Annotated in this window: 27 protein-coding genes; 16 read left to right on the top strand and 11 right to left on the bottom strand. The window is 55.0% G+C overall.

What is annotated here, in order from left to right; genetic code table 11:
• The 4 genes from AC1XOS_RS06890 to hscB all read left to right on the top strand — a co-directional run.
• On the top strand, window positions 1-867 hold an 867-nt coding region (locus AC1XOS_RS06890), incomplete at its 5' end, for an aminotransferase class V-fold PLP-dependent enzyme (protein ID WP_481961481.1).
• A 51-nt stretch (window positions 868-918) separates the two neighbouring features.
• Entirely contained in the window at window positions 919-1,311 is a 393-nt protein-coding gene (gene iscU, locus AC1XOS_RS06885) for a Fe-S cluster assembly scaffold IscU (RefSeq protein WP_309707839.1), read from the top strand.
• A 5-nt stretch (window positions 1,312-1,316) separates the two neighbouring features.
• A complete protein-coding gene (locus AC1XOS_RS06880; protein WP_481961480.1) occupies window positions 1,317-1,676 on the top strand; it encodes a HesB/IscA family protein in 360 nt (119 codons plus the stop codon).
• Window positions 1,676-2,239: a Fe-S protein assembly co-chaperone HscB gene (gene hscB, locus AC1XOS_RS06875; RefSeq protein WP_481961479.1), complete on the top strand. Its 564-nt coding sequence runs from the start codon at window positions 1,676-1,678 to the stop codon at window positions 2,237-2,239. Before AC1XOS_RS06880 ends, hscB begins: the two co-directional genes overlap by 1 nt.
• A gap of 8 nt (window positions 2,240-2,247) precedes the next feature.
• Here hscB and AC1XOS_RS06870 read toward each other — a convergent pair whose 3' ends face one another.
• From AC1XOS_RS06870 to AC1XOS_RS06855, 4 genes are all read right to left on the bottom strand, one after another.
• On the bottom strand, window positions 2,248-2,868 hold the full coding sequence (locus tag AC1XOS_RS06870) for a 5'-nucleotidase C-terminal domain-containing protein (protein WP_481961478.1): 621 nt from the start codon (window positions 2,866-2,868) through the stop codon (window positions 2,248-2,250).
• Window positions 2,849-3,992 (bottom strand): peptide chain release factor 2 gene (gene prfB / locus AC1XOS_RS06865; RefSeq protein WP_481961477.1). Its coding sequence is split into 2 segments (ribosomal slippage): window positions 2,849-3,934 and window positions 3,936-3,992, totalling 1,143 coding nucleotides; the frame shifts between segments, so codons are not numbered across the junction. The genes AC1XOS_RS06870 and prfB overlap by 20 nt, the downstream gene beginning before the upstream one ends.
• Window positions 3,993-4,062: 70 nt before the next feature.
• A complete protein-coding gene (locus tag AC1XOS_RS06860; RefSeq protein ID WP_481961476.1) occupies window positions 4,063-5,595 on the bottom strand; it encodes a hypothetical protein in 1,533 nt (510 codons plus the stop codon).
• Between the two features lie 255 nt (window positions 5,596-5,850).
• Window positions 5,851-6,528: a hypothetical protein gene (locus AC1XOS_RS06855; RefSeq protein WP_481961475.1), complete on the bottom strand. Its 678-nt coding sequence runs from the start codon at window positions 6,526-6,528 to the stop codon at window positions 5,851-5,853.
• A gap of 150 nt (window positions 6,529-6,678) precedes the next feature.
• On the opposite strand from AC1XOS_RS06855, the gene AC1XOS_RS06850 reads away from it, so the two are divergent.
• The 4 genes from AC1XOS_RS06850 to rfbD all read left to right on the top strand — a co-directional run bounded on the left by AC1XOS_RS06850 (window position 6,679) and on the right by rfbD (window position 10,612).
• The gene (locus tag AC1XOS_RS06850; RefSeq protein WP_481961474.1) at window positions 6,679-7,149 is read left to right on the top strand and encodes a DUF2231 domain-containing protein; all 471 of its coding nucleotides are present in this window, start codon (window positions 6,679-6,681) and stop codon (window positions 7,147-7,149) included.
• A 7-nt stretch (window positions 7,150-7,156) separates the two neighbouring features.
• On the top strand, window positions 7,157-8,362 hold the full coding sequence (locus AC1XOS_RS06845; protein ID WP_481961473.1) for a TolB family protein: 1,206 nt from the start codon (window positions 7,157-7,159) through the stop codon (window positions 8,360-8,362).
• A gap of 72 nt (window positions 8,363-8,434) precedes the next feature.
• Window positions 8,435-9,622, top strand: coding sequence for a citrate synthase (locus tag AC1XOS_RS06840; RefSeq protein WP_481961472.1), 1,188 nt, complete (start codon window positions 8,435-8,437; stop codon window positions 9,620-9,622).
• Between the two features lie 120 nt (window positions 9,623-9,742).
• Window positions 9,743-10,612, top strand: coding sequence for a dTDP-4-dehydrorhamnose reductase (gene rfbD, locus AC1XOS_RS06835; RefSeq protein WP_481961471.1), 870 nt, complete (start codon window positions 9,743-9,745; stop codon window positions 10,610-10,612).
• Here the strand turns inward: rfbD and AC1XOS_RS06830 are convergent.
• Entirely contained in the window at window positions 10,609-11,931 is a 1,323-nt protein-coding gene (locus AC1XOS_RS06830) for a helix-turn-helix transcriptional regulator (RefSeq protein ID WP_481961470.1), read from the bottom strand. The two genes, rfbD and AC1XOS_RS06830, sit on opposite strands and share 4 nt — an antisense overlap.
• Window positions 11,932-12,153: 222 nt before the next feature.
• On the opposite strand from AC1XOS_RS06830, the gene AC1XOS_RS06825 reads away from it, so the two are divergent.
• Both AC1XOS_RS06825 and AC1XOS_RS06820 read left to right on the top strand, forming a co-directional pair.
• Window positions 12,154-13,065: a virginiamycin B lyase family protein gene (locus AC1XOS_RS06825; RefSeq protein ID WP_481961469.1), complete on the top strand. Its 912-nt coding sequence runs from the start codon at window positions 12,154-12,156 to the stop codon at window positions 13,063-13,065.
• Window positions 13,066-13,177: 112 nt separating this feature from the next.
• Entirely contained in the window at window positions 13,178-13,354 is a 177-nt protein-coding gene (locus AC1XOS_RS06820) for a hypothetical protein (RefSeq protein ID WP_481961468.1), read from the top strand.
• A 70-nt stretch (window positions 13,355-13,424) separates the two neighbouring features.
• On the opposite strand, the gene AC1XOS_RS06815 is transcribed toward AC1XOS_RS06820, so the two are convergent.
• The 3 genes from AC1XOS_RS06815 to AC1XOS_RS06805 are packed head-to-tail and all read right to left on the bottom strand — an operon-like array spanning window position 13,425 to window position 14,936.
• A complete protein-coding gene (locus AC1XOS_RS06815; RefSeq protein ID WP_481961467.1) occupies window positions 13,425-14,144 on the bottom strand; it encodes a phytanoyl-CoA dioxygenase family protein in 720 nt (239 codons plus the stop codon).
• Window positions 14,145-14,148: 4 nt separating this feature from the next.
• The gene (locus AC1XOS_RS06810) at window positions 14,149-14,424 is read right to left on the bottom strand and encodes a hypothetical protein (RefSeq protein WP_481961466.1); all 276 of its coding nucleotides are present in this window, start codon (window positions 14,422-14,424) and stop codon (window positions 14,149-14,151) included.
• The gene (locus AC1XOS_RS06805; RefSeq protein ID WP_481961465.1) at window positions 14,421-14,936 is read right to left on the bottom strand and encodes a hypothetical protein; all 516 of its coding nucleotides are present in this window, start codon (window positions 14,934-14,936) and stop codon (window positions 14,421-14,423) included. The genes AC1XOS_RS06810 and AC1XOS_RS06805 overlap by 4 nt, the downstream gene beginning before the upstream one ends.
• An 83-nt stretch (window positions 14,937-15,019) precedes the next feature.
• Here AC1XOS_RS06805 and AC1XOS_RS06800 point away from each other — a divergent pair, with 83 nt between their 5' ends.
• The 6 genes from AC1XOS_RS06800 to rpsR all read left to right on the top strand — a co-directional run bounded on the left by AC1XOS_RS06800 (window position 15,020) and on the right by rpsR (window position 17,648).
• Window positions 15,020-15,373, top strand: coding sequence for a hypothetical protein (locus AC1XOS_RS06800; protein ID WP_481961464.1), 354 nt, complete (start codon window positions 15,020-15,022; stop codon window positions 15,371-15,373).
• Window positions 15,370-15,909 (top strand): hypothetical protein, encoded by a 540-nt coding sequence (locus AC1XOS_RS06795; protein WP_481961463.1) that lies wholly within the window; start codon window positions 15,370-15,372, stop codon window positions 15,907-15,909. The genes AC1XOS_RS06800 and AC1XOS_RS06795 overlap by 4 nt, the downstream gene beginning before the upstream one ends.
• 15 nt (window positions 15,910-15,924) lie before the next feature.
• Window positions 15,925-16,194: a 30S ribosomal protein S20 gene (gene rpsT / locus AC1XOS_RS06790; RefSeq protein WP_481961462.1), complete on the top strand. Its 270-nt coding sequence runs from the start codon at window positions 15,925-15,927 to the stop codon at window positions 16,192-16,194.
• 67 nt (window positions 16,195-16,261) lie between these two features.
• Window positions 16,262-16,726 carry a 30S ribosomal protein S6 gene (gene rpsF, locus AC1XOS_RS06785; RefSeq protein ID WP_481961461.1) on the top strand — a complete coding sequence of 155 codons (465 nt, stop codon included), beginning with the start codon at window positions 16,262-16,264 and terminating at the stop codon, window positions 16,724-16,726.
• Window positions 16,727-16,824: 98 nt separating this feature from the next.
• Window positions 16,825-17,367: a single-stranded DNA-binding protein gene (locus tag AC1XOS_RS06780; RefSeq protein ID WP_481961460.1), complete on the top strand. Its 543-nt coding sequence runs from the start codon at window positions 16,825-16,827 to the stop codon at window positions 17,365-17,367.
• Window positions 17,368-17,390: 23 nt separating this feature from the next.
• Entirely contained in the window at window positions 17,391-17,648 is a 258-nt protein-coding gene (gene rpsR / locus AC1XOS_RS06775) for a 30S ribosomal protein S18 (RefSeq protein WP_309707802.1), read from the top strand.
• Window positions 17,649-17,753: 105 nt separating this feature from the next.
• On the opposite strand, the gene AC1XOS_RS06770 is transcribed toward rpsR, so the two are convergent.
• The 3 genes from AC1XOS_RS06770 to yaaA form a co-directional block, all read right to left on the bottom strand.
• Window positions 17,754-18,587: a tyrosine-type recombinase/integrase gene (locus AC1XOS_RS06770; protein WP_481961459.1), complete on the bottom strand. Its 834-nt coding sequence runs from the start codon at window positions 18,585-18,587 to the stop codon at window positions 17,754-17,756.
• A 5-nt stretch (window positions 18,588-18,592) separates the two neighbouring features.
• Window positions 18,593-20,467 carry a protein kinase family protein gene (locus AC1XOS_RS06765; RefSeq protein WP_481961458.1) on the bottom strand — a complete coding sequence of 625 codons (1,875 nt, stop codon included), beginning with the start codon at window positions 20,465-20,467 and terminating at the stop codon, window positions 18,593-18,595.
• 12 nt (window positions 20,468-20,479) lie between these two features.
• A partial coding sequence (gene yaaA / locus AC1XOS_RS06760) for a peroxide stress protein YaaA (RefSeq protein ID WP_481961457.1) occupies window positions 20,480-21,036 on the bottom strand: 557 nt, incomplete at its 5' end.

Raw genomic sequence — 21,036 nt, 5'->3', positions numbered from 1 at the left:
AAGTCGGTTACGTATCTGGGTGTGGGCAAAGATGGACTAATTGATCTCGACGAGCTAAAAGCTGCCATCACGGATAAAACCATCTTGGTCTCGATCATGGCCGCCAACAACGAGATCGGCGTGATCCAGCCTCTCAAAGAGATCGGCGCAATCTGCCGCGAGAATGGCGTGCTCTTTCACACCGATGCGGTTCAGGCCTACGGAAAGATCCCCCTCGATGTCAATGCGCTCAATATTGACCTGCTCTCTTTCACCGCGCACAAGATCTACGGTCCCAAGGGAATCGGGGCACTCTATGTCCGCCGTCGCAACCCACGTGTCAAGCTGACGGCCCAGATTGACGGCGGCGGCCACGAGCGCGGCTTCCGCTCAGGAACCCTCAATGTGCCGGGAATTGTCGGCTTCGGGAAGGCCGCGGAGCTACTAATGGAAGAGATGGAATCTGAAGCAGAGCGACTGACGGCCCTCCGTGAGCGCATGACTCAGACGATCATGGATGCCTGTGACAGTAGCTACATCAACGGCCACCCGACCCAGCGCCTTCCTGGCAACCTCAATATCAGCTTTGAGTTCGTCGAGGGCGAGAGCCTGCTCATGGGCCTGAAAGATGTCGCGCTTAGCTCCGGCTCCGCGTGCACCTCAGCATCCCTGGAGCCCAGCTATGTCCTGAAAGCCATGGGCCTCGGCGATGAGCTGGCGCACAGCTCCCTACGCTTTGGCTTTGGGCGCTTCACCACAGAAGAGGAAGTGGACTGGGTCGCCCGAAAAGTCATCAGTGAGGTCAGCCGCCTGCGCGAGATGAGCCCCCTCTGGGAGCTGCATCTTGAGGGCGTGGACCTGGCTACTGTCAAGTGGAACGCGCACTAACCTCCCCCCTAGCCCCCGTCCGACGGGGGAACACTATAAGGATTAAAAAAAATGGCATACTCTGAAAAAGTTATTGATCACTACGAGAACCCACGCAACGTGGGCTCCTTCGATAAAAACTCCCTGGAAGTGGGAACGGGCATTGTCGGCGCACCGGAGTGCGGCGATGTGATGAAGCTCCAGCTCAAGATCAACGAGTTCGGCGTGATCGAAGACGCGAAGTTCAAGACCTTTGGCTGTGGCTCCGCGATTGCCAGCTCCAGCCTTGCCACCGAGCTAGTCAAGGGCAAGACCTTGGAAGAGGCGATGCAGATCACGAACTCTGATATCGTCCAAGAGCTCGCGCTTCCTCCCGTCAAGATTCACTGCTCCGTTCTCGCCGAAGATGCTATCAAAGCAGCGATCGAGGACTACAAGGCCAAGCAGGCACTGGCGATCAAGTAAATATCATGGAAACTATCCCGACAACTGAACCGATCGTGACACTGACCCCCGCAGCAATCACTGCCGTGAAGCGTCAGGCGAAAAAGAAGGGCATGGAGAGCGCTCTTCTACGCCTCGGTGTGCGCGGCGGCGGCTGCTCGGGACTTTCCTATGTCATTGACTTTGAGATTGATCCCGACCCTGAGTTTGATCTCCTCTACCAACAAGAAGAGCTTAGGGTCGTGGTGGATATCAAGAGCGCCAAGTTCCTCAAAGACACCATCCTAGACTACAACATCAAGAACCTGATGGAGGGCGGCTTCGTCTTCGAGAACCCACAGGCCGTGCGCTCCTGCGGCTGCGGCACCAGCTTCACCGCGAAATAATGCCCGAATTTCTCGATCCGACGGCATCCTACTTTGAGATTCTGGGTGTCAAGACAGCCGCAACGGACGAGGAGCTTTCGGCGCAGTTCCGTCTGCTCTCAAGGCGCTTTCACCCGGATCGGTTTGCAGCAGCGAGCACGGAAACCCAGGACGATGCCCTGACCTCGACGGCGCTGGTCAACGATGCGTATCGTACGCTCAAAGACCCGTTCACCCGCGCGGAGTACTTGCTTCGTCGCGAGCGAAGTGTCAAGCTCGGGGAGCTGCGCGACTCCAAACCGCCCCAAGCACTCTTCGCTACCGTGATGGAGCTTCAGGAGGCCCTGATGGAGTTCCAGGACGGCGACGAAAGCCAGCGCGAGAACTTAGTGGCAGCACAGGTGGAGTTTTCGGAAGCCTACGATTCGCTCAAGGCTCGGCTCAGCCAGCTCTTTACCGACTACGATGCCGGAGAGAGAGAGAGATCGCTTGATGGGATGCAGGAAGTGGTGGCCACACGCGGCTACCTACGCCGCGTGCTAGACAACCTCAACCGCACGATCCCCCCGCCCGGCGGGGTTTAGGGGGGAAGCTACTTATCCACCCGAACAATGCGGCCTTCGATCTTCGCACTCATGCCTGCGGGGAGAGCTTTGAGCGCATCGGCGAGGGTGACGGTTTTCGCTCCGGCGATGATCTGCTCTTTTTTCCAAATCTGGAAGTAGCCCTGCTGGCCATCGGCGAGGGGCTTGGTGGTGGCGAGCTTGTAGAGCTTTTTGGGATCAAGTGCGGCTCCACCTACCGTCACTTTTAGGACACGCTCCCCAATGTCGTTGGTGCTGTTGTACTGAAACACCAAGCCAGACACTTGGAGAAAGCCTGCAAACGGGGTTCCGGCAAACGAGACGGAGCGCTCTAGGGCATCCTTGAGCTGGCTGCCTCGTACGCTCAGCACGACGATCTCATCCGTGGCGGGGTCGAGTAGGCCCATCGCGACATCCACGGAGGCAGCTTTGCTACCTTTGAAAGCGGCGGCGGGAATGAGGGCAACATCGGCCCCCACAGCAAGACGAACCGCATCCGCCACCAGGTTACCGGCCTCAGCCTCTCCCAAGCGAATGGCGGTCTTCTCTGTCTGGGCCTGCACCGGGAGGATAAATCCCCCCAGTGTGAGTGCCGCCAGAGCCAGAAACTTAAATCTCATCGTCGTCATCGGTTGCATCTCCTGCTGCCCCTTTTCCTGCAAACCAGCGCAAGTAGCTCAGCTGTAGCGCCTCAAGGTTACCATCCATCGTCGCATTGATGTCCGTCACTTTCACCCGGCTACGGAGATCCGTAATCTGGGTGTAGGGCTGGAAAACATAGCTCCGAATCTGGCTTCCCCACTCAATGCGCTGCTGATCGCCGCGAATCTCAGCCATCTTCTGATCGAACTTGCGCGACTCCAGCTCGCCTAGCTTTGCTTTTAAGACACGCATCGCGACCTCTTTGTTCTGGAGCTGACTGCGCTGATCCTGGCAGGTCACCACGATATTGGTCGGGAGGTGCGTGATCCGAATCGCACTGCTGGTCTTGTTGACGTGCTGCCCACCCGCCCCACTGGAGCGGTAGGTATCAATCCGCAGGTCTTTATCGTCAATCACCAGCTCGCTGTCGTCCTCGATCTGCGGCAGAACTTCCACGGCGGCGAAGCTTGTCTGACGCTTTCCGTTGGCATTGAAGGGCGAGATGCGCACGAGGCGATGCACCCCGTGCTCGGAGCGCAGCATCCCGTAGGCATTGCGTCCCGTCACGAAGACCGTCGCCGACGAGATCCCCGCCACTTCTCCCGGAAGCTCATCGTTTACCTCCGCCTTGAAGCCATTGGCCTCAGCCCAGCGGAGATACATGCGGAGCAGCATCGCGGCCCAGTCACACGCCTCGGTGCCCCCTGCCCCCGGCTTGATCTCTAAGATCGCATCGTAGGTATCGTATGGCCCTGAGAGCAGAGTCGCGTTCTCCACTTTATCAATGCCCGCCAGAATCTCATTCAGCTCCGCGACCACTTCAGGCTCGTAGGCCTCTGGGTCATCGTCGGACTCGGCCATCTCCACGAGAGTCAGAGCATCGTCTAGCTTGCGCTTCAGGTCTAAGTAAGGCAGAACCTCCTCTTTAGATTTGGCCAGGGCCTGCATGGTCTTCTGGGCACGGGCCACATCGTCCCAGAGCGTTGGTTCTGCTGAGAGCGCTTCGAGTTGTGCTATCTCTTTATTTCGACGAGGGAGGTCAAAGATGCCTCCCGATATCGTCGAGGCGCTCCGCAAGCAGGCTTAAATCTTTGGATACATCCGCCAGCATATAGTTTCACCCTTAACGAAAGTACAGGCCGCTAAATGCGGCGACCTGTCTGCGCTTATTCTATCATGGACTATTGTGCAGTCCCTGAAACACTCACACTAAATAAACGATACCCTGAAGGATGATTAAGTGTGAATTCAGCAATATCCCTATTATTAATTGCTTTTGTAATTTTAATCACACCTTTAGATTTATCATATAAATAATCATTAATCATCACAGGTGGAAATTCATAATTCAACTGATTAACAACACTAAGATTAAATTGTCTTCTTATAGATATTTGTATATCCTGCCAAAGAAGCCCTTCTGGTTCAATTGCTTTTTGTAAAAGATTTGAAGGCATAACACCAAGAAATTTCAAAAATTCATAGGTTACTACGGAAAGATTATCGAGATATGGAATTGCTAAAAATTTAAATAAAGTCTCATTAACTTGGTATATATTATAAGTATTGACAATTTCAATCAATTTTCTCAAAGTAAAATCTTGGTTTTTTTTAATTTTTTCTTTCCAATTTCTTAACTCAAAATCAGAAATATCTGCTCGTCGATCAAAAGCATAAGTTGGACTCCAAGCAATAAACTGCCCTTTATTTTCCTGTATTAGAATACCCCAGTTAAACCATATTTCAGTTGCAAAAGATTTTAAAGTTGCTTTTCTTTTAGTAAATTCCCATTCAATACCTGAATGATGCTTTTTTAAGAAATATTCGGCAGCTAAATTAATTTTTGCTTTCTTTGACAAAACACTCAAAACAAATCCAGGATTACTTCTATCTTTTTTATTTATTTTTGAATTAAATAGATCTTTTTCAAGATCAATGATTTCTTTTTCAGGAAGCAATGAAATTTCTTCTGGTAAATTCCCTGTTAATGGACTTAAGGATCGGTCACCAAAAGCCATGGTATCTAAAACTATTCCGGTAGTCCCTACTGATTGTGATGTTACATATGCCCCACGCAATTGCAGAGTAAATCTTTGAGCACTACTCGAGTTTGGTTCTAAACGCAATGATACTCCTTCGTATAAAGGAGGATTATTTACTTTAATTATCGGACTTAATGATTCTTGATTGCCCCATATATTATGCCAATACTGCTTATAATTCGCATTTAGCCTCGAAGATATATTATTAACCACAACACTTTTCCCATTTACTAACGATTCAATCGCATTATCATTTAGCCCTTTAATAGAATCTGCAAAAACATCTCCAGATATAAAGTTATTAAGATTTCCTGGACTTTTAATTTTCCCAAGAGCAATATCACGAGTCATTTTTAAACAATCACGTATTTTTCCTACAGGCTCTGATAGAATTAACTCCTCTATTTTTCGCATTTTTCTTGTCTTTTTCAAAAAAAGATATTCTCTACCTGAAAAATCACTTCTTTTTTCAACGATATAAAGATCGTCAATTCCAAAAGAATGTGACATAGAACTAATCAATATGACTAACAAACCATCCAAGTCAATCTCATTGACACTAATAACAACTCTCTGGTTAACAATATCTTTGTCACAATCGATTCTAATGTTGTAATTTTTTTTTAGTTCAATAAAAAATCCAGAAAGACTGCCAAAAAAAGAGATGTCCAACTTTTTATTTTCGTTAAAAACGAATTCCCTACATACAGGCTTCATAAGTCACCATACCAATTTCCGTTTTTTATTTCAAATTCTCACGATTAATCCACCATAAAAACCGTTCAAATTTGAAAAATGTCACTATCATTTTAAATTATGACCTAACTACAGATCAGATACTACATCAAAAAATCTAAAATCCAGATAGCTATAACGACGAAGAATCCCTAAGCTACAGTTAGGCTTGAATCCACTGGAAAATTATTACTAGATCGGCCTCCAAAAAACAGCTGACTCACCTGAATAGGAATAAGTCTTCACGACTAGATTATAAAATCCGTTTGTCCCCGAAAATTCGTAAGTAGAACTGGAATACTGTGCAGAATATAAATATTTATATGGCTCTGAACCATGTACATGTTGTCCAGTTAAACCAACCATTATACCTGCTGATGGCGAAGCATAACCTCCAGCAGTTGTACCATCGATCAGTATTGTTGCTCCAGGGTCGTTACCATCCCACCCTCCTGTTGCTCCTGTACCTGATAGTATATTGGCAAGGCAATTCAGGCCATGCATAGGCACTAAAGTAGGGCTATTTCGATCTAACAATTGCCATTTAATATCATATGAAGCTTTCGGAACAACACTCATAGGTGGATTGGGGAAACCAACAGGACTAGAACCACTCATTTGCGTTGGCATCATTTTATCGCCAGGTACCCATTCGGCCAGTACACGGTCACTTAGAGACATCGTAGGAATCGGGCCAGCGCTAAAGTTACCAGGGAAAGATGGAATCGTAGTTCCCCCTCCGGTACCGCTCCCTCCACCTGAACCACTACCAGATCCGCCTCCTTGAGAGCCACCACCAGGAGGGCCTGATTGTGCCGACACAAGACCAGGCATACACAGTAAACTAAAAACACAGATCGCGACTTTCATAATCAAAAACCTTTCTGAAAACATTCTCAAACGGACACGTCAGAGTCGCGACACACGTCAGAGTCGCAACGCGCACATTGTAAACTAGAACTTTAGATTCGGCAAGAGAATTTTGCTTAACCGGCTCACGTTCTGTATCATGGGAGTGTTATGCCTCAGGAAGACCCTATAAAGCTCTGGCAACATCTTCACGGTGCCAGCGTCCACTTCGCTCTCGCTCTCGCTCTTGTTTCCGTTGCCTTCGATATCGGCAGTAAGCTCTTTGGAAAAAAAGAGTGGCGCACGGTTGGTTTCTGGTCACTTGTCGTGGCCGTTGTCCTCTCGGTTCCGGCGATTGTCTCGGGTCTCTGGGGACAGCTTGGCTGGTTCAAGGCCGACCCATGGGTCACGGAGCCTGCGGAGCACCTCTTCCGGCACCGTAACTTCGCCCTAGGCGGCAGTATCGTCTTGCTGCTGCTACTTCTTTGGCGAAGTGCAACCAGTGATTTTGGGGTTGCCCGCAGCACCTGGGATCGCAAGGCGGGCCAGACCTATATTATCTATCTTATTGTCGCGCTACTAGCGGCGGTGGCAATGGGCTACACGGGCTATCTCGGTGGCTACGTCGCGCGCGGTTATTGAGTTCACTATGCGTCCTAAAATATTCACTCTGCGAAATCTTTTTCTCGTCGTGCTTGCGCTGGGCATCTTTGGGGGCCTCGCCCTCTGGGGTTATCGCGGCTTTCCTCTTCCCTTTGCGGGTGTTCCCAGTACGGCGGGCAAGATCGCCTTTGCGTGGGAAAAAGACGGGCAAACGGACCTCTATCTCGCCAGCGCAACCGGCGGTGAGCCCACGCGCCTCACCAATACCTCCGCACAGGAAGATGAAGTGGTCTTCTCCCAAGACGGCCAGCACCTTGCCTTTACCGCGGACCGTAGCTTGGACAGTGTGCGCCAAATTAGCCTGACAGAAGCGGCTCCGGCTCGTAAGATCATCACCCTTACCACCACATCAGCGACCAAAGAGCTGCCTCTGTTTAGCAGTGATCGCGACCTCTTTTTTCTGGATAGCGGAAAAGTCGCAAGGACAACGACCGACGCTTCGGATGCCACGGCGATCTTCCCGACGGTTCAAGACAAGCGAGACAACGCTCTGCTGGGTGCCCTCTTTGCCGAGGGAGGCGTCGCCCGGTTCGCCGTGGCCAATGGTGGCGAGATTATTCTTGCCGCTGTCAAGCGTGAGCGGGGCGAGGTGCTGGCGGTCTATCTCAAGAACGACAAGACCCTCGCGCTTCTGGGTTCCGCCCAAAAGCTTCAGTTCCAGGCACTCAGCGATGGAAGTTTTGTGGTTCTATTTGATAGTGGCTCCCCCCTGAAAGAGCCCATCACGCTTCCTACCCCCAAGAACACGGAGGAAGGACAGGCTGCCGCCGAGCAGCTCACGGGACTCCTGAGCCAGCTTGGCGAACAGACCGATGCCATGGAGGGCCAGGCGTTTCTGGTGCGCTTTGACAGCTCTTTTAAGCCTGCCAATGCCATCCCATTTCCTTTTGCCCCTACGGGTTTTGCCATCGCTCCCAACAATCAAACGGTGGGTGTTTTTGCAAATGAGGGTGATGCCGATAAGGTAGGGCTCTTTATCGGAGGGCTTGCGGCACAAGAGCCGCCTCAGCGCATCTTTGACAAGCCCGTGAGTGCGATCGCTTGGTCGCCCGATAGTAGCTCCCTTGCCTTTATATCTGTGAGTGACCTTCTTATCATTCCATCAACCGGCACGGCCACCCCGCTGAACCTCACCCATCGCAAAGGCCGAGCACACTCACTGGCCTGGTCACCAACTATCGCCAAGAAATAACGTTGACAGAAAAATGGGAACCGGGGTACTATCCCACGGTTATTCCCTCCGAAAAGGATTGTTTAGAAAAACATGAGTTCTCCCGAAACCCAGACAACGGAACCTAAGATCTACGATGGTTTAAAGGGCGTTATCGCTGCCAAGACTGAGATCGCGGAAGTAGATGGACAGAACGGAAAGCTGACCCTACGTGGCTACGATATCAGCTCTCTGTCTGGCAATGTCGAGTTTGAGGAAGTCTGCTATTTACTCTGGCACGGCAAGCTCCCCAACCGCGCTGAGTACGATGCCCTCAAGGCGGAGATGTCGGCGGCGCGTGAGCTGCCAGAACCCACCCTGGCAACACTTCGGGCCTGTGCCCCTTATGCCAATGGAATGGATATTCTGCGGATCGGGGTCTCAACACTGACCATTGGCGATGATGCAGTGGATTGGCCGATCAATGCTCCCGCGGACATGCCTTCGGCACTGCGATGTGCGGCGCGCCTTCAGGCGCAGATCGCCGCTGTGGTTGCGCACGGGTATCGCTTAGGCGAGGGCCTAGAGCTAGTCACCCCTAAGCCCGAACACGGTCTCGCAGAGGGTCTTCTCTACATGCTAGAGGGCAAGGAGCCGAGCAGGGCGCGTGTGGCAGGGCTCAATGCCTACTTAGTGGCCGTCGCCGAGCATGGGTTTAATGCCTCCACATTTGCAGGCCGCGTGATTCAGTCTACAAACTCGGACATGGTCTCGGCGCTGACGGGCGCGATTGGGGCGCTCAAGGGCTGGCTCCACGGTGGTGTCCCTGGCCCCGTGCTGGATATGCTTGATGAGATTGGGACGGCGGAGAATGCGCAGCCTTGGATTAGCGCCGCGCTGGATCGCAAGGAGCGCATCATGGGCTTCGGACACCGTGTCTACCAAGTGCGTGACCCCCGCGCCGCCCTTCTCTCCGATGCCGCCGATAAGATGGCAGACGAGACCGGCGACCATCATCTCCTTGACTTGATCAAGATCGTGGAGCAGACTACGGTGGATGAGCTAGAGAAGCGCAAGCCAGGCAACAAGCTCCGCGCCAATGTTGAGCTCTACGCGGCCCTAATTCTACATGCCGTTGACATTCCCTCGGAGATATTCACCCCGGTGTTTGCGGTCGGACGAACCAGTGGCTGGACGGCCCATATCTTGGAGCAGATGCCTAAGAGCCTTATCATCCGGCCTGAGTCAATCTACTCCGGGCCACGTGGTCTCTCGTTTGTCCCTATGGACGAGCGGGAGTAAGACCTCTCCCCAACCCCTCTCCCGGGCAGTCGTACCTCCTTGGGAAAGGGGCTTTTGAGGCTCCCTCCTTTCCCAGCGAGGTACGAGCGTCCGGGAGAGGAGGGCTGAGGAGGAGAGGTTATGAAACTACTGATTGTGGGCGCAGGGGGAATGCTAGGATGTGATGTCGTGGCCGAGGCACAGCGCCGAGGCCACGACATTGTTGCTTTGGCAGGTCGCACGGCGCTCGACATTACGAACCTAAGCGCTGTCAAGGCCTGCCTTGCTAGCCACCGCCCTGACGCGGTGATGAACTGCGCGGCGTGGACCAATGTAGACGGTGCTGAGAGCGAGCCTGAGGCAGCGTGGCGGCTTAACGCACTGGGGGCGGCCCATCTGGCAGCCGTCTGCGCCGAGACAAAGGCGTGGCTCCTCCAAGTCTCTACCGACTTTGTCTTCGACGGAACTAAGGGCAGTGCCTACCACGAGTTTGACCCTGTGAACCCGCAGAGTGTCTACGGCGCGAGCAAAGAAGCGGGGGAGCGTCTCGTCCGCCACTCTCTCCCGAGCCACAGCATGATCGCCCGAACCTCGTTTCTCTACGGCAAGCACGGCAAGAACCTGGTGGACACGATTGTGCGAGCCGCACAGTCGCGCCCGAGCCTGACGTTTGTGGAAGATCAGCTCATCAGCCCGACATCCACGGTGGATCTCGCTCGTGTGCTTCTGGATCTCGCGGCGGATCCCCTTCCAGGAACCTACCATGTCGCCAACGCGGGCCAGTGCTCACTTCTTGAGTTTGCCCGATTTATTGTTGCCGAGGCAGGACTAAGCACCCCAGTTCTCGCAACCACCTTCGCCGAGTATGTGGCCACCGCCAAGCCCGCCGCCAAGCGCCCCCAAGTCTCGCCCCTGGAGCGACGGATGCTCGCGCTACGTGGGATGGACACGCTCCCCCACTGGCAAGACGCTATACGGGCGTACCTAATATGCGATACCCCGTGCGTTTAGGACTTCATCGTCATTCTCAGCGCATGGTCTTCGAGAAAACGCTCTAACATCCTGATCGAACCTGGAGAAGGGACAGGCATACTCAGTAAACGCCTATAGATGTCTTCCGCCAGCTTAACTCCCTCATGAACACTTCCTAGCTGGTATAGGCAAGCCGCTCGGAAATAACTAAAATCGAGAAAAATCAGCTCGTCACTATATCCACTCGTTGGAATCATGTTAATTGCCTTTTCGTACTCTTTCATGTTCATATAGCGATGTACTCTCTCCGCTAAACGACCGTAGATAAAACTATCCCCAGACTCCTCAAAAACACGGTCTGTTCTCTCAATGAAGTTTGTCGCGCTTTTGAAATCACCTTGCTGTATCTTAGCTTGAGCCATGTGATCGAGCCAGCGAATTTGGAGAGGTAGAGGCATGTCCTCCACATATTTCTCGACTTTCGCCAAGACAAGCTCACACTGCCTTCCAATCTTTGGCTTAACCTTCCGCTTCAGCTCGTCTCCCTTGGGGCCAGTGGGAAGATAAATCAACTGCTCGCGTATGAAGTGTGTGAGGGAGAGCGTGTACTGAAAGAAGTTCTCCGAGGAGCCCTCCGGCTCTAGCTTCGCTACGAGGTCAAGAAAGTACTTCGTTCGGGGGCGCGTCTGTATCAAAGGAAAGAGATTTCCCAGGTGAGCGTAGGCGCGGCAGAGGAGCGCCTTTGCCTCGGGGTCGGTTAGCGCGAGCTGGCCGAGGCGCTGTGCGAGAATCATGGTGGCGATGGGATCTACCTGCCCCAGTGCATCTCGCTCGAAGCGCTGACGAATCTCAACCAAGTCGAGGGACTCGTCTAGGTACACTCCGGCACTGGTGAAGGGCAGTGTGAGCGCCAGGAACTCGCCGTGCGTGGCCTGGTAGTGAAAACAGAGCGTGTGGAGGCGGTCGGTGCTGGGCCACTTGGCACCCCGCTCCCAGTTTGCCAGGGTCGAGCGGGGAATCTCTGCCTGCTCTGCGGCAAAGGTCTGGCTCCAGCCGCGACGCTCACGCAGAGCCACCAAGAGAATGCTGCGGTCTAAGAGAGGAATCCCGACTTTTTCCTGGAGCCGTAGAACCCCGCCGCCCCGCGCTTGCTCCAAGAGGGTAAAGGCACGTGCACGTATCTGAGGATCACTTGTCAGCACCTTCAGGAGCGACTCTAGCTCGATATCACGCGGAAGGGACTTGCCGCTCAACCAGCGCCAGAGCGATGTCCGGCTCACGCCGGTCTGCTCCGCACACACAACGGTCGAAAGCTCCGTTTTTCGTACTAGCTCTTTGAGAAACGCACTTAGCTCCATGACGTATAACAGCCATTATTTTAGATTGTTCAGGCTGTTTCAACAACGGGAACTCTGTTTCACTTTCGGGAACAACCTAGACTTTCCAGGTGGCTGCTCAGTATAAATACCTATGGCATCAGCCACCCAGTTGGTTCATCGGGATAGCATCGGCTCCCCGCCATCCAGGTACCCCGTTCCCTAAGATCCGCTCAATACACTCAGGAAAGTAAAACACCCCTAATGACTCTTCGCTCTCTTATCCCTCTCACCGCACTAGCCCTCCTCAGTAGCGCCACACTCACCGCAATAACCGCACACGCACAGAATCTCTACGTTGCAAATTCAGCTTCTGGCAATAATACGATCAGCATCTTCAACCCCGCAGGTGTCTTTCAGAGCAGCATTAGCACCAACTTAAATCGCCCCGCTCGGATCGCATTCGACTCCAGCGGCAACTTCTATGCAGCGAATGGGGGGAACGATACCATCAGCAAGTTCAACGCTGCGGGAGTCTTTCAGAGTAGCATCAGCACCAACCTAAGTGGGGTCATAGGCCTGGCCATTGACTCCAGTGGAGATCTCTATGCAGCAAACTCGGGCAACAATACCATTAGCAGGTTCAACTCCGCGGGTGTCTTTCAGAGTAGCATCAGCACCAACCTAAGTGGGGTCATAGGCCTGGCCATTGACTCCAGTGGTAATCTCTATGCAGCAAACGCGGGCAACAATACGATCAGCAGGTTCAACTCCGCGGGTACCTTTATTAGCAGTATCAGCACCAACCTAAACTTCCCTTACGGCCTGACAATAGATGCAAGTAACAATATCTATGCGGCAAATTTTGGCGACAACACGATTAGTATATTTAATGCAGCAGGCGCGTATCAGGGCAATATTAACACTAATTTGGATGGCCCCGTAGACGTAGCATTCGACTCCACGGGAAACCTCTATGCGGCAAATTTAGGCAACAATACGATCAGCAGGTTCAACTCCGCGGGTGTCTTTCAGAGCAGCATCTCAGGCAACATGAACTCACCTGGCGGCCTGGCATTTTCTCCTGCTCTCTCCAGCGCCGCCCCCGAACCCGGCACGCTGGTTCTTCTTGCCCTTGGCGGCGTTGCGGTGCTGGCAAAGCGCCGCCGAAAGTAAGCGGTTCGATGGGGAGGCAGTCCTGAGTTCTGGTGAGAGCCAGAAGATCTCATGGGAATGCCTCCCGAGTTGTTCAAAACTGGCAATGAGCACCTCCGAGAGCACCATGAGTATGTCAGAACAAACGATGAGCATCTCGGAGACGGCCATGAGCACCTCCGAGAGGGCTATGAGCATCACAGAAAGCGTGCTGAGCAATGAGAAGCCCTCGCTGACCACAAGGGTCAGAGAGGGCTTTAGCCTTCTTGCCGCACCAGCGGGCTGCTTTAGCTGCCCGACTGCGTGTTAGGCAAATAGCGAGAGGTGGTGCCGGACTGGAAAGACGCCCTCAAGGCCTATCTGGCGCACTAGCGCAGCTGTCACTCTTCTGTCCAGTGTCTATACCGATCAATACCGCGCACCAGAGTGGGGTGCCAGCGCTTGCCCTGCGAGTTGGTCGTGCTCTGCTTGACCTCTGTCGGGACATAGCGTAGGGTGAGGCCACAGCGCCGCCGCGTTGACCTATTGGGCAGGCTCCCATGGATCAGGCAGCCCTCGTGCAGCGATGCAAACCCCGCTTTCAGGGGAAGGTTCACCGCGCTCGCCTCTTCGTCTTGCGTCACCAGCACCTCTTGGTTGATACTGAGCAAGTTGCCCGCTTGTTGGGCCGTCGCGTGCTCCCGAATCCCGGCAACATGCGAGCCGGGGATCACCCGCATGCACCCATTCTCTTCATCAGCATCGTCAATGGCCAGCCAGACCGTCACCGCCGTGGCAGGCTCCAGTCCCCAGTAGGTGACGTCCTGGTGCCATGCCACAAACGTCGATGCCGCTTCACCCTCGCCGTACTTACAGAAGAAGTGGGTCGCCAGAAGAAAGAAATCTGGCCCCAGCGCGCGCTCCACCGCCTCCAGCACTTTGGGGTGTCGTGCCAGTGCGGCGATAAACGGCTCATCGTGATGCCGATCCAGAAGCCCGATCTGCGCCGTCTCCCGCCCCACCCGCGCCTCTAGGTCATTAAACTGCTCCCGAACCACTGCCGCTTCGTCGGCAGACAGCACGGGAATGCTAGCCAGAAACCCCTCGGTGATAAAACTCATGAGGTCAGGAAGTCACCTTCACGTGAAATGCAATGGTCAGCTTACCGTCTTCTGCAGTCACTTCCGCGCGCTTCACGTGAGCCAGAAGCGCATTGATCTGGGAGGCCTCAGGCGCTTTTGCCTCTTTAGGAAGCTCGATCTCCTTGGTCAGTCCCTGTTTCAGCCCCTGAGTGATCGTCTCATTGATCAGCTCCTGACGGATCGGGATCACGCCCTCGATCTCCAGCCCCGCCAGCTCTTTCGCCCCCCCCGACAAGATCTTCTCTAGCAGCTCTCTCATGCCTTCTCCTCCGGGACGCGCAGGGAGAACGCAATGTCCAAAAAGCCTCGGCGCGTGCTTAGGGTCAGGCTCTCGATCAGAGGCGCAACGTCATGCCCACTTTTCTCTTTCACCCGTGCCCCCAGATCGATGCTCAGCGTCGTGCCGTTGGCCGTCACTCCGGGCATCAGTCCTGCCAGTAACGGAATCAGCACCCCAACAAGCCCCCCTGGCGGCTCCAGCTCGATCACCGCGATCAGCTTGCCGTCTTTAGCGACTAGGGGCTCGATAGTAAAGGGCAGCTCCAGGGTCTTGGGCAAGAGAAACTGATCTATCGCAACCACCGCGATGGCTTTAGTGCCTTCGAGAAGCGCTACCATCACGCCTTTTATGGGGCCACCTTTTTTCGCGAGAGCGTCCTTGAGCGCCTGGTTGAGCAGTGCGCCCGGAACGGGGAGTGTTCCTTTAATGTGGGTGCCTGGCAGCGATGAAAACCCACTGGCAAGCTCCCGCTCTAGTATCTTTTGTAGCATCAAAGTAATTATTCGTGGAGGTTGACGCTATCTCCTCCCTACGATATACTAGCCGTTGCGCCAAAATAAGGTGAGGTTTTTGCATGTCTTCAGAAGTGGCTAGTTTGATTCTGGAAAAAGTCAATGAGTACAGTGTGCTCGTGGCGCCGGTCGAGAACGCCATCCGAGAGCTACAGCTTCATCAGGGAATGCAGCGTGCCCGTGCCGAAGATGAGATCCATGCTCTCTCCCCTGCCCTCGCCGCAATCTCGGAAACATTAGGCATCTCGGTGCTAGACTTGCTCCTCTCTAAAGATCGGGAGACGTTTCTGCGGGAAGCGGTTATGCAGGCAGCGTTGCCCATGGAAGTCATTCGGGAGCGTATACTTGCTACCGCGGGTGCGGGCGGTGGCGAGCAATTAAAAGCGCTCGGAATCCCGGAGGCGAGTGCTTCATGAGACCCAAGAACAACACACCTCTCCTACTTGTTATCGTCGGAGCTTGTCTCGGTGGGATGGTTCTACTCAACCGAGCCCAGTTCGAGAGCCGGCCCAAGTCGGAAAGTGAGCTTCGTCAAGAGGAAGAAAACAAGGCCGCGGCGGCGCAACCGCGTCAGACACAGACCTACGGAGATGCTCCGAACATGGCAGGCGAGCTACTAGGCCTTCCTCCAGATGCGTCTATCGGCTCTAAAGGAGCGAACAAAGTTGTCACGATTGGCTACTCCTGGTCTCCGGAAGTCCAGGCGGAACCTCAAAAAGCCGCAGACTCTCTCAAAGAGCTACGAACCTATTTAGAGCAAGCGGGATCACGCATGAACACGCGCTTTCGCTTGGTCAATACCGATGTGCAACGGGAAGTCCCTGAGGGAGTTACCCTTGATGGCAAGGTTCTGATGGAGATGAATTTTGCTTCCATGACGGGAAAAGTTTCCCTCTTTGCACGAGATCTTATGCAGAAGCTACAACCAGATTCTGCGCTTACTACACAATAAAGGATAGAAAGTTACATGCCCAATATCAAATCGGTCGTTAAAGATGTAATCCGTTCTCGGCAGCGCCGAGATCGCAACAACGCCGCGAAGAGCCGGATGAAGACCTTCGTCAAGAAGACTTCCCTTGCCATTCGTGGTGGTGATGCAGCGGAGATCGCAGCATCGCTCTCCGCGACTGTCTCCGTGATTGACCGAACCGCAAAGCGCGGTATCATCCACAAGAACGCCGCATCGCGCCGCAAGTCCCGTCTAATGAAGCGGGCCGCAGCAGCCGTCAAGGCGTAGTTATCTCATACCCTGCCTCTCTTGTACGAAAAAGAGGCCGAAATTCTAGACCATAGGGAGAATTAAAATGGCAACAGCCTACGAGGCTATTTATATCGTGGACGCGACCCTGGCCGAAGACCAGGTAAAGGCGATCCTCGACAAGTACAACGGTGTCATCACCAAGAGCAATGGCTCTGTCGAAGATGTTGATATCTGGGACCCGCGACGACTGGCTTACGAAATTAAAGGCCACCGCGAAGGTCGCTATATCGTCGTGAACTTCCTCAGCGATGCAGCCGCAAAGAGTGAGCTGGATCGTATTTTCCGGATCAGTGATGATGTGATTCGCCACATGATCGTCAAGCAAGATCCGAAGGCGGACCGGTTCCCCTCCAAGACTCGTGCCGCTGAGCAAGAGCGCCGCGAGCGTGAGGCCGCTGCCCGCGCCGCTGCCGCGCCTCTGGCTCCTCAGCCCATCACAGACCTGGGAACTTCGACCTCAGAGGACGAAGCACTCGAGATTCCGGATGCCGAGGGCGACGAGGAGTAGTTGATCACCAGCGCTGGGAGACGCTCTTAAGGGCTAGGTGAAGTGAGTGTTGACTTTAGTGACTTACAGATTGTCTGTGAGTGAAGGATAAAAAGAGAATGTTGAATCGCGTGATCTTAATCGGGCGTCTGGTAGCAGATCCCGAACTGAAGTATACCCCCTCGGGAATCGCCGTGGCACAGTTTCGAATCGCCGTGGATCGGCCCCTCTCTCAAGAAGCCCGACAACAAGGGCAGGAGAAGCAAGCCGATTTTATTGACATCGTCGCTTGGCGCCAGAGTGCCGAGTTTGCGTCGCAGTATCTCACCAAAGGCAGGCTGGTTGCCGTCGAGGGCCGCCTGCAGATCCGTGAGTACCAGACCCAAGATGGCCAGAAGCGCAAGGCCGCTGAGATCGTCGCCGACAACCTCAAGGGGCTCGACCGAGCCCGTGACGGAGAAGGTGGTGAGGCGGGCGGCTATGCAGGTGGCTATGAGCAACCCGCAGCCGCTCCGGCAGCACGGGGTGGCGGCTACGAGCGATCCGCAGCACCGGCGGCACGCCCACAGGCTGGCTACGCAGGTGGTGGCGGTGGACGTGCACGGCAGATGCCCGAGAATAACTACGATGACAGCGACCTCAGCGACCCGTTTGCTGAGTAGTAATAGAGCTAAGGAAAATTAAAATGGCAACCATTTCAAAGACGGTTAAGCCCCGTAAATTCAAAAAAGTCAAGCGAAAAGTCTGCTACTTCACCGTGCAGAAAGTAGATTTCATTGACTATAAGAACGTCTCTCTTCTGCGACGTTTTGTCAGCGAGCGCGGCAAGATCCTGCCCCGCCGTACCACCGGCACCAGCGCCAAGCACCAGCGTCCGCTGGCACAGGCCATCAAGCGTGCTCGTGAGATCGCCCTGCTCCCGTTTGTCGCCGACGGTGTCTAAGTAAAACCTGCGACGATACGGTTAAGCGTATAAAGACCAGCCTCCGCATTTTCATGTGGAGGCTGGTTTTTTTAGGTTCGATAGGAAGCGTGCGTCTCTGAGAGACTAGGCCCGTGGATGCGCAGCGCGGTAGGCGACACGCAGACGTTCGGTGGCGACATGGGTGTAGATCTGGGTGGTGGTAATGCGAGCGTGGCCCAGCAGCTCCTGAATGGCCCGTAGATCCGCACCGTGGTTGAGCAGATGGGTGGCGAAGCTATGACGTAGCCAGTGCGGCGAGGGTCTCTCTCCGAGCCCAGCCGCCGCGACATTCTCCTTCACCGCCCGCCAGAGAGTCACCCGCCCCACTCCCGCAAAAACAGGGTCAAGCGGCTTTGCATCGACCCCATCGGGGCGCAGGGTCAGCAGGCTTTCAAACACGACAGCGGCTAGCGGCACATAGCGCTCTTTTCCGCCCTTGCCACGCACGAGAATGCTCCCCTGCTGGGGGGAAAGATCGCCCCAGCGCAGGTGCTGCGCCTCCGAAAGACGCAAGCCACCTGCGTAGAGTAGCTCTAACAGTGCTGCATCGCGCCGTCCTTTTGCCGTGGTACGGTCGGGGGTACGAAGCAGCTCCAAAAGCTGCGCGGTCGTCAGCGTATGAGGCAGCTTGCGCTCCAGGCGTGTTAAGCCTACGGCCACCGCCACCGGGTTGGTCTCCAGCTCTCCCTCACGGCTCAGAAACCGACAGTACGACGACAGTGCGGCACGCTTCCGGGCAATCGTGCTTGGGGCCATGCCTTTGGCATAAAGCTGCGCCAGATAACGCTCAATCCCCTCGGGGGTGAGAGGGAGCTGGCTCTTTTCCCACTGCGCAAGGTCACACCGATAGGCCGCTGCTGTGTTCTCCGAAAGGCCGCGCTCCGCACGAAGATGCGTCAGGAAATCGTCAATGCCCATCGGAGTCAGATCTTCAGAAAGGGCAGGAGCTTCTTCAGATAGGCGCGTAGGGTCGTCGTGGGGAACTGCTCGCGCTCTTTTTGAAGCCGGGTGCTCTCCCGCTCAAACTCAGCGACTTCCATCTCTAGGCGCTGGATATCGACATTGACATTCTTCGCCGATGCACTGAACTTGCGCCACTCGTCCTCAAACTCTTTTTCCATCTCGCGGCACCACGTTTGGAGAGTCGTGATCTGGTGCTGCGGAATGCCGGGTAGATTGGTGCGGCGCGAGAGCTCCAGCGCGTTGGTCACTCCGACCGCTTCCAGCTCACGCTTGACCTGAACCGGCATCCCGTGAATGGTAATCACGCGGTTCACCGGAACTTGGCGCAATTTCTCCGCCACATAGTCCGCTTGCGCCCCTTGAGCGGCTTGCAAGGCCTGCGGCGAGGCTCCCCGGTTGCGGGTGGCAACCCGGTCTTTGCGCTCCGCGGCAAGCTGGGTCATCTTGGCGATCTCGGCGTTGAGCTCATCGAGGAGCTTGCGGTGGGGCCAGTTGGCGTAGCCAATCCCAACAGCATTGACTAGCCAGAGGAGCAAGAACAGCGGCAAGTAGGTTCCTGGCACCACCTGCGCAAGGAGCAGTGCCACCACCAATACGCCCGCCAGCGCCGCCCGGACGGCGAAGAGATTACTCTTTTCTTTCTCGGCAAATACCGACTCATTGAGCTGGTTTAGGTAGCGGAAGACATCCTTGGTGGCCTGGCGCTGCCCCATGTGGCGGTAGCTGGTGCCCGCCTGCCACCACTTGTCGTGCGTGACCACTTCGCTGTAGGTCTGAATCCAGTCTAAGTTCTCGGCCTTCTCATGGCGTTCCTGAACCGTGGGCTCGGGGGGGCCAACAAGCTCTGCGGGGAGTGGCTTGGGCGGCTCCGTGATAATCGTGGGAAGCAAGGTGGAGTCGGGGCCGTGGGCGAGGGCATCGCCCAGACGAGCCAGAGAGTCCGCGAGCTCTTTGTCCTGATCTAGCTCCGCTTGTGCCCGCAGTGCGGAAAAGACGGGCGAGCCTTCCGGGTCGCGTAGATCCGAGGCTTTAAAAAGAAGGCTCTCACCATCGCCAAACTTGATCCAGAGGCTTGGATCGCGGGCAATCGCCAGCAGAGCCGTCTGCATCACGAGGCAGGCAAAGCGGTCCAGCCCGACTCCAAAGTGCTGGACTTGCCGCTCTGGATGCTGGTAGTTTACGTGCCCCAGCTCCGGCGACGGATAGCCCTCCAGCCCTGGCACAAACATTCCATCGTAGTCCACAAGAGTGATCTGGCTACCATCATCGTTGATCAGGAGGTTGTCGTGCTGCCAGTCGCCGTGGGCCATGCTCGCGGCTTCCAAGCGCTGGAGTAGCTCCCCCAGCGAGCCCACCAAGCGACGCAGGCGCTCGGGATTGTCTCGGTTGTGCTCTACCCAGCGCCCTAATGTCGTTCCCTGTGCCCAGCGCATCGCAATGGTCGGGTACCACTTCCCCGCGATCCGCATCCCGCTCTCCACAAAGCGAAACGGCACAAAGACATCGTCGAGGTTGGCGATCTGCGTGGCCAGAAGTCGGTAGCGTGTCCCCCGAGTGATTCCGTAGCTTCCTTGCGGGTTGGTAAAGCAGCGTAGCGCCCAGTCCGTGCCATCGTGGCCGCGTAGGCGAAACACCACGGCAAAGCGCCCCGTGTAGGCAATGGGCAGCCCCTGCCGGTTCTCCGCGACTTTCACCCCGGTCAGTAAGGGATCACCTAAGGTTAGTCCTGGACTCTGGATTGCCTCGCGGTAGGCCACTGCATCGGGCCACTCAGAGCGCCCTTGCCGAGTACTGCTGTAACTACTCTCGCTAGCCTCCGCCTGATTAAGCCTCATGTGCCTCCTATTTTACCCTAAGTTGAGTAGCACTATCTCAAGCTGTTGCGCCTGGCCCGGCTTCGTAAGAGGCAAAAGCTCCACATCCGCTCCCAGAGTGGCAACAAGCTGCGCTAGATCTTGTGCGGTTCGAAGCTTCCCCCGGTACTGTGCGATCGCTCGGACGATGCGTCCTTTGGTGGCTTTATTGAAGTGGGTGATGAGCTTAGGCGGCCCCGTAGGCATCTTCTGAAGCACGCGCGGCACCACGGCACGCTCCGCCACAGAGGCAGGCAGCGGCCCTAGCTTCACGTAGCTCCCCGAGCGTAGATCGAGCAAGAGCTCGGACTGACTTTCCAAGAGCGGCGTAAGAGAGTCGCGCCAGAAGCCCGCCAGGCCACCAAGTCCGGGGAGAGTCGCGTCTCCCGAGAGGCGGTAGGCGGGAATCGGATCGGCGAACCCGACAAAACCAAAGAGCGCACTGGCGATCCAGACCGAGTCGGTGAGCTTCTGCCGCTGGGCTTGGGTAAGAGTCGCCGTATCGAGCTGGCCGTAGAGCACGCCGGTGTAGACCTGCCACGCCGGGGCTG

The sequence above is a fragment of the Armatimonas sp. genome (genome assembly GCF_964826245.1).
This window is presented reverse-complemented; position numbering and strand designations above follow the sequence as displayed.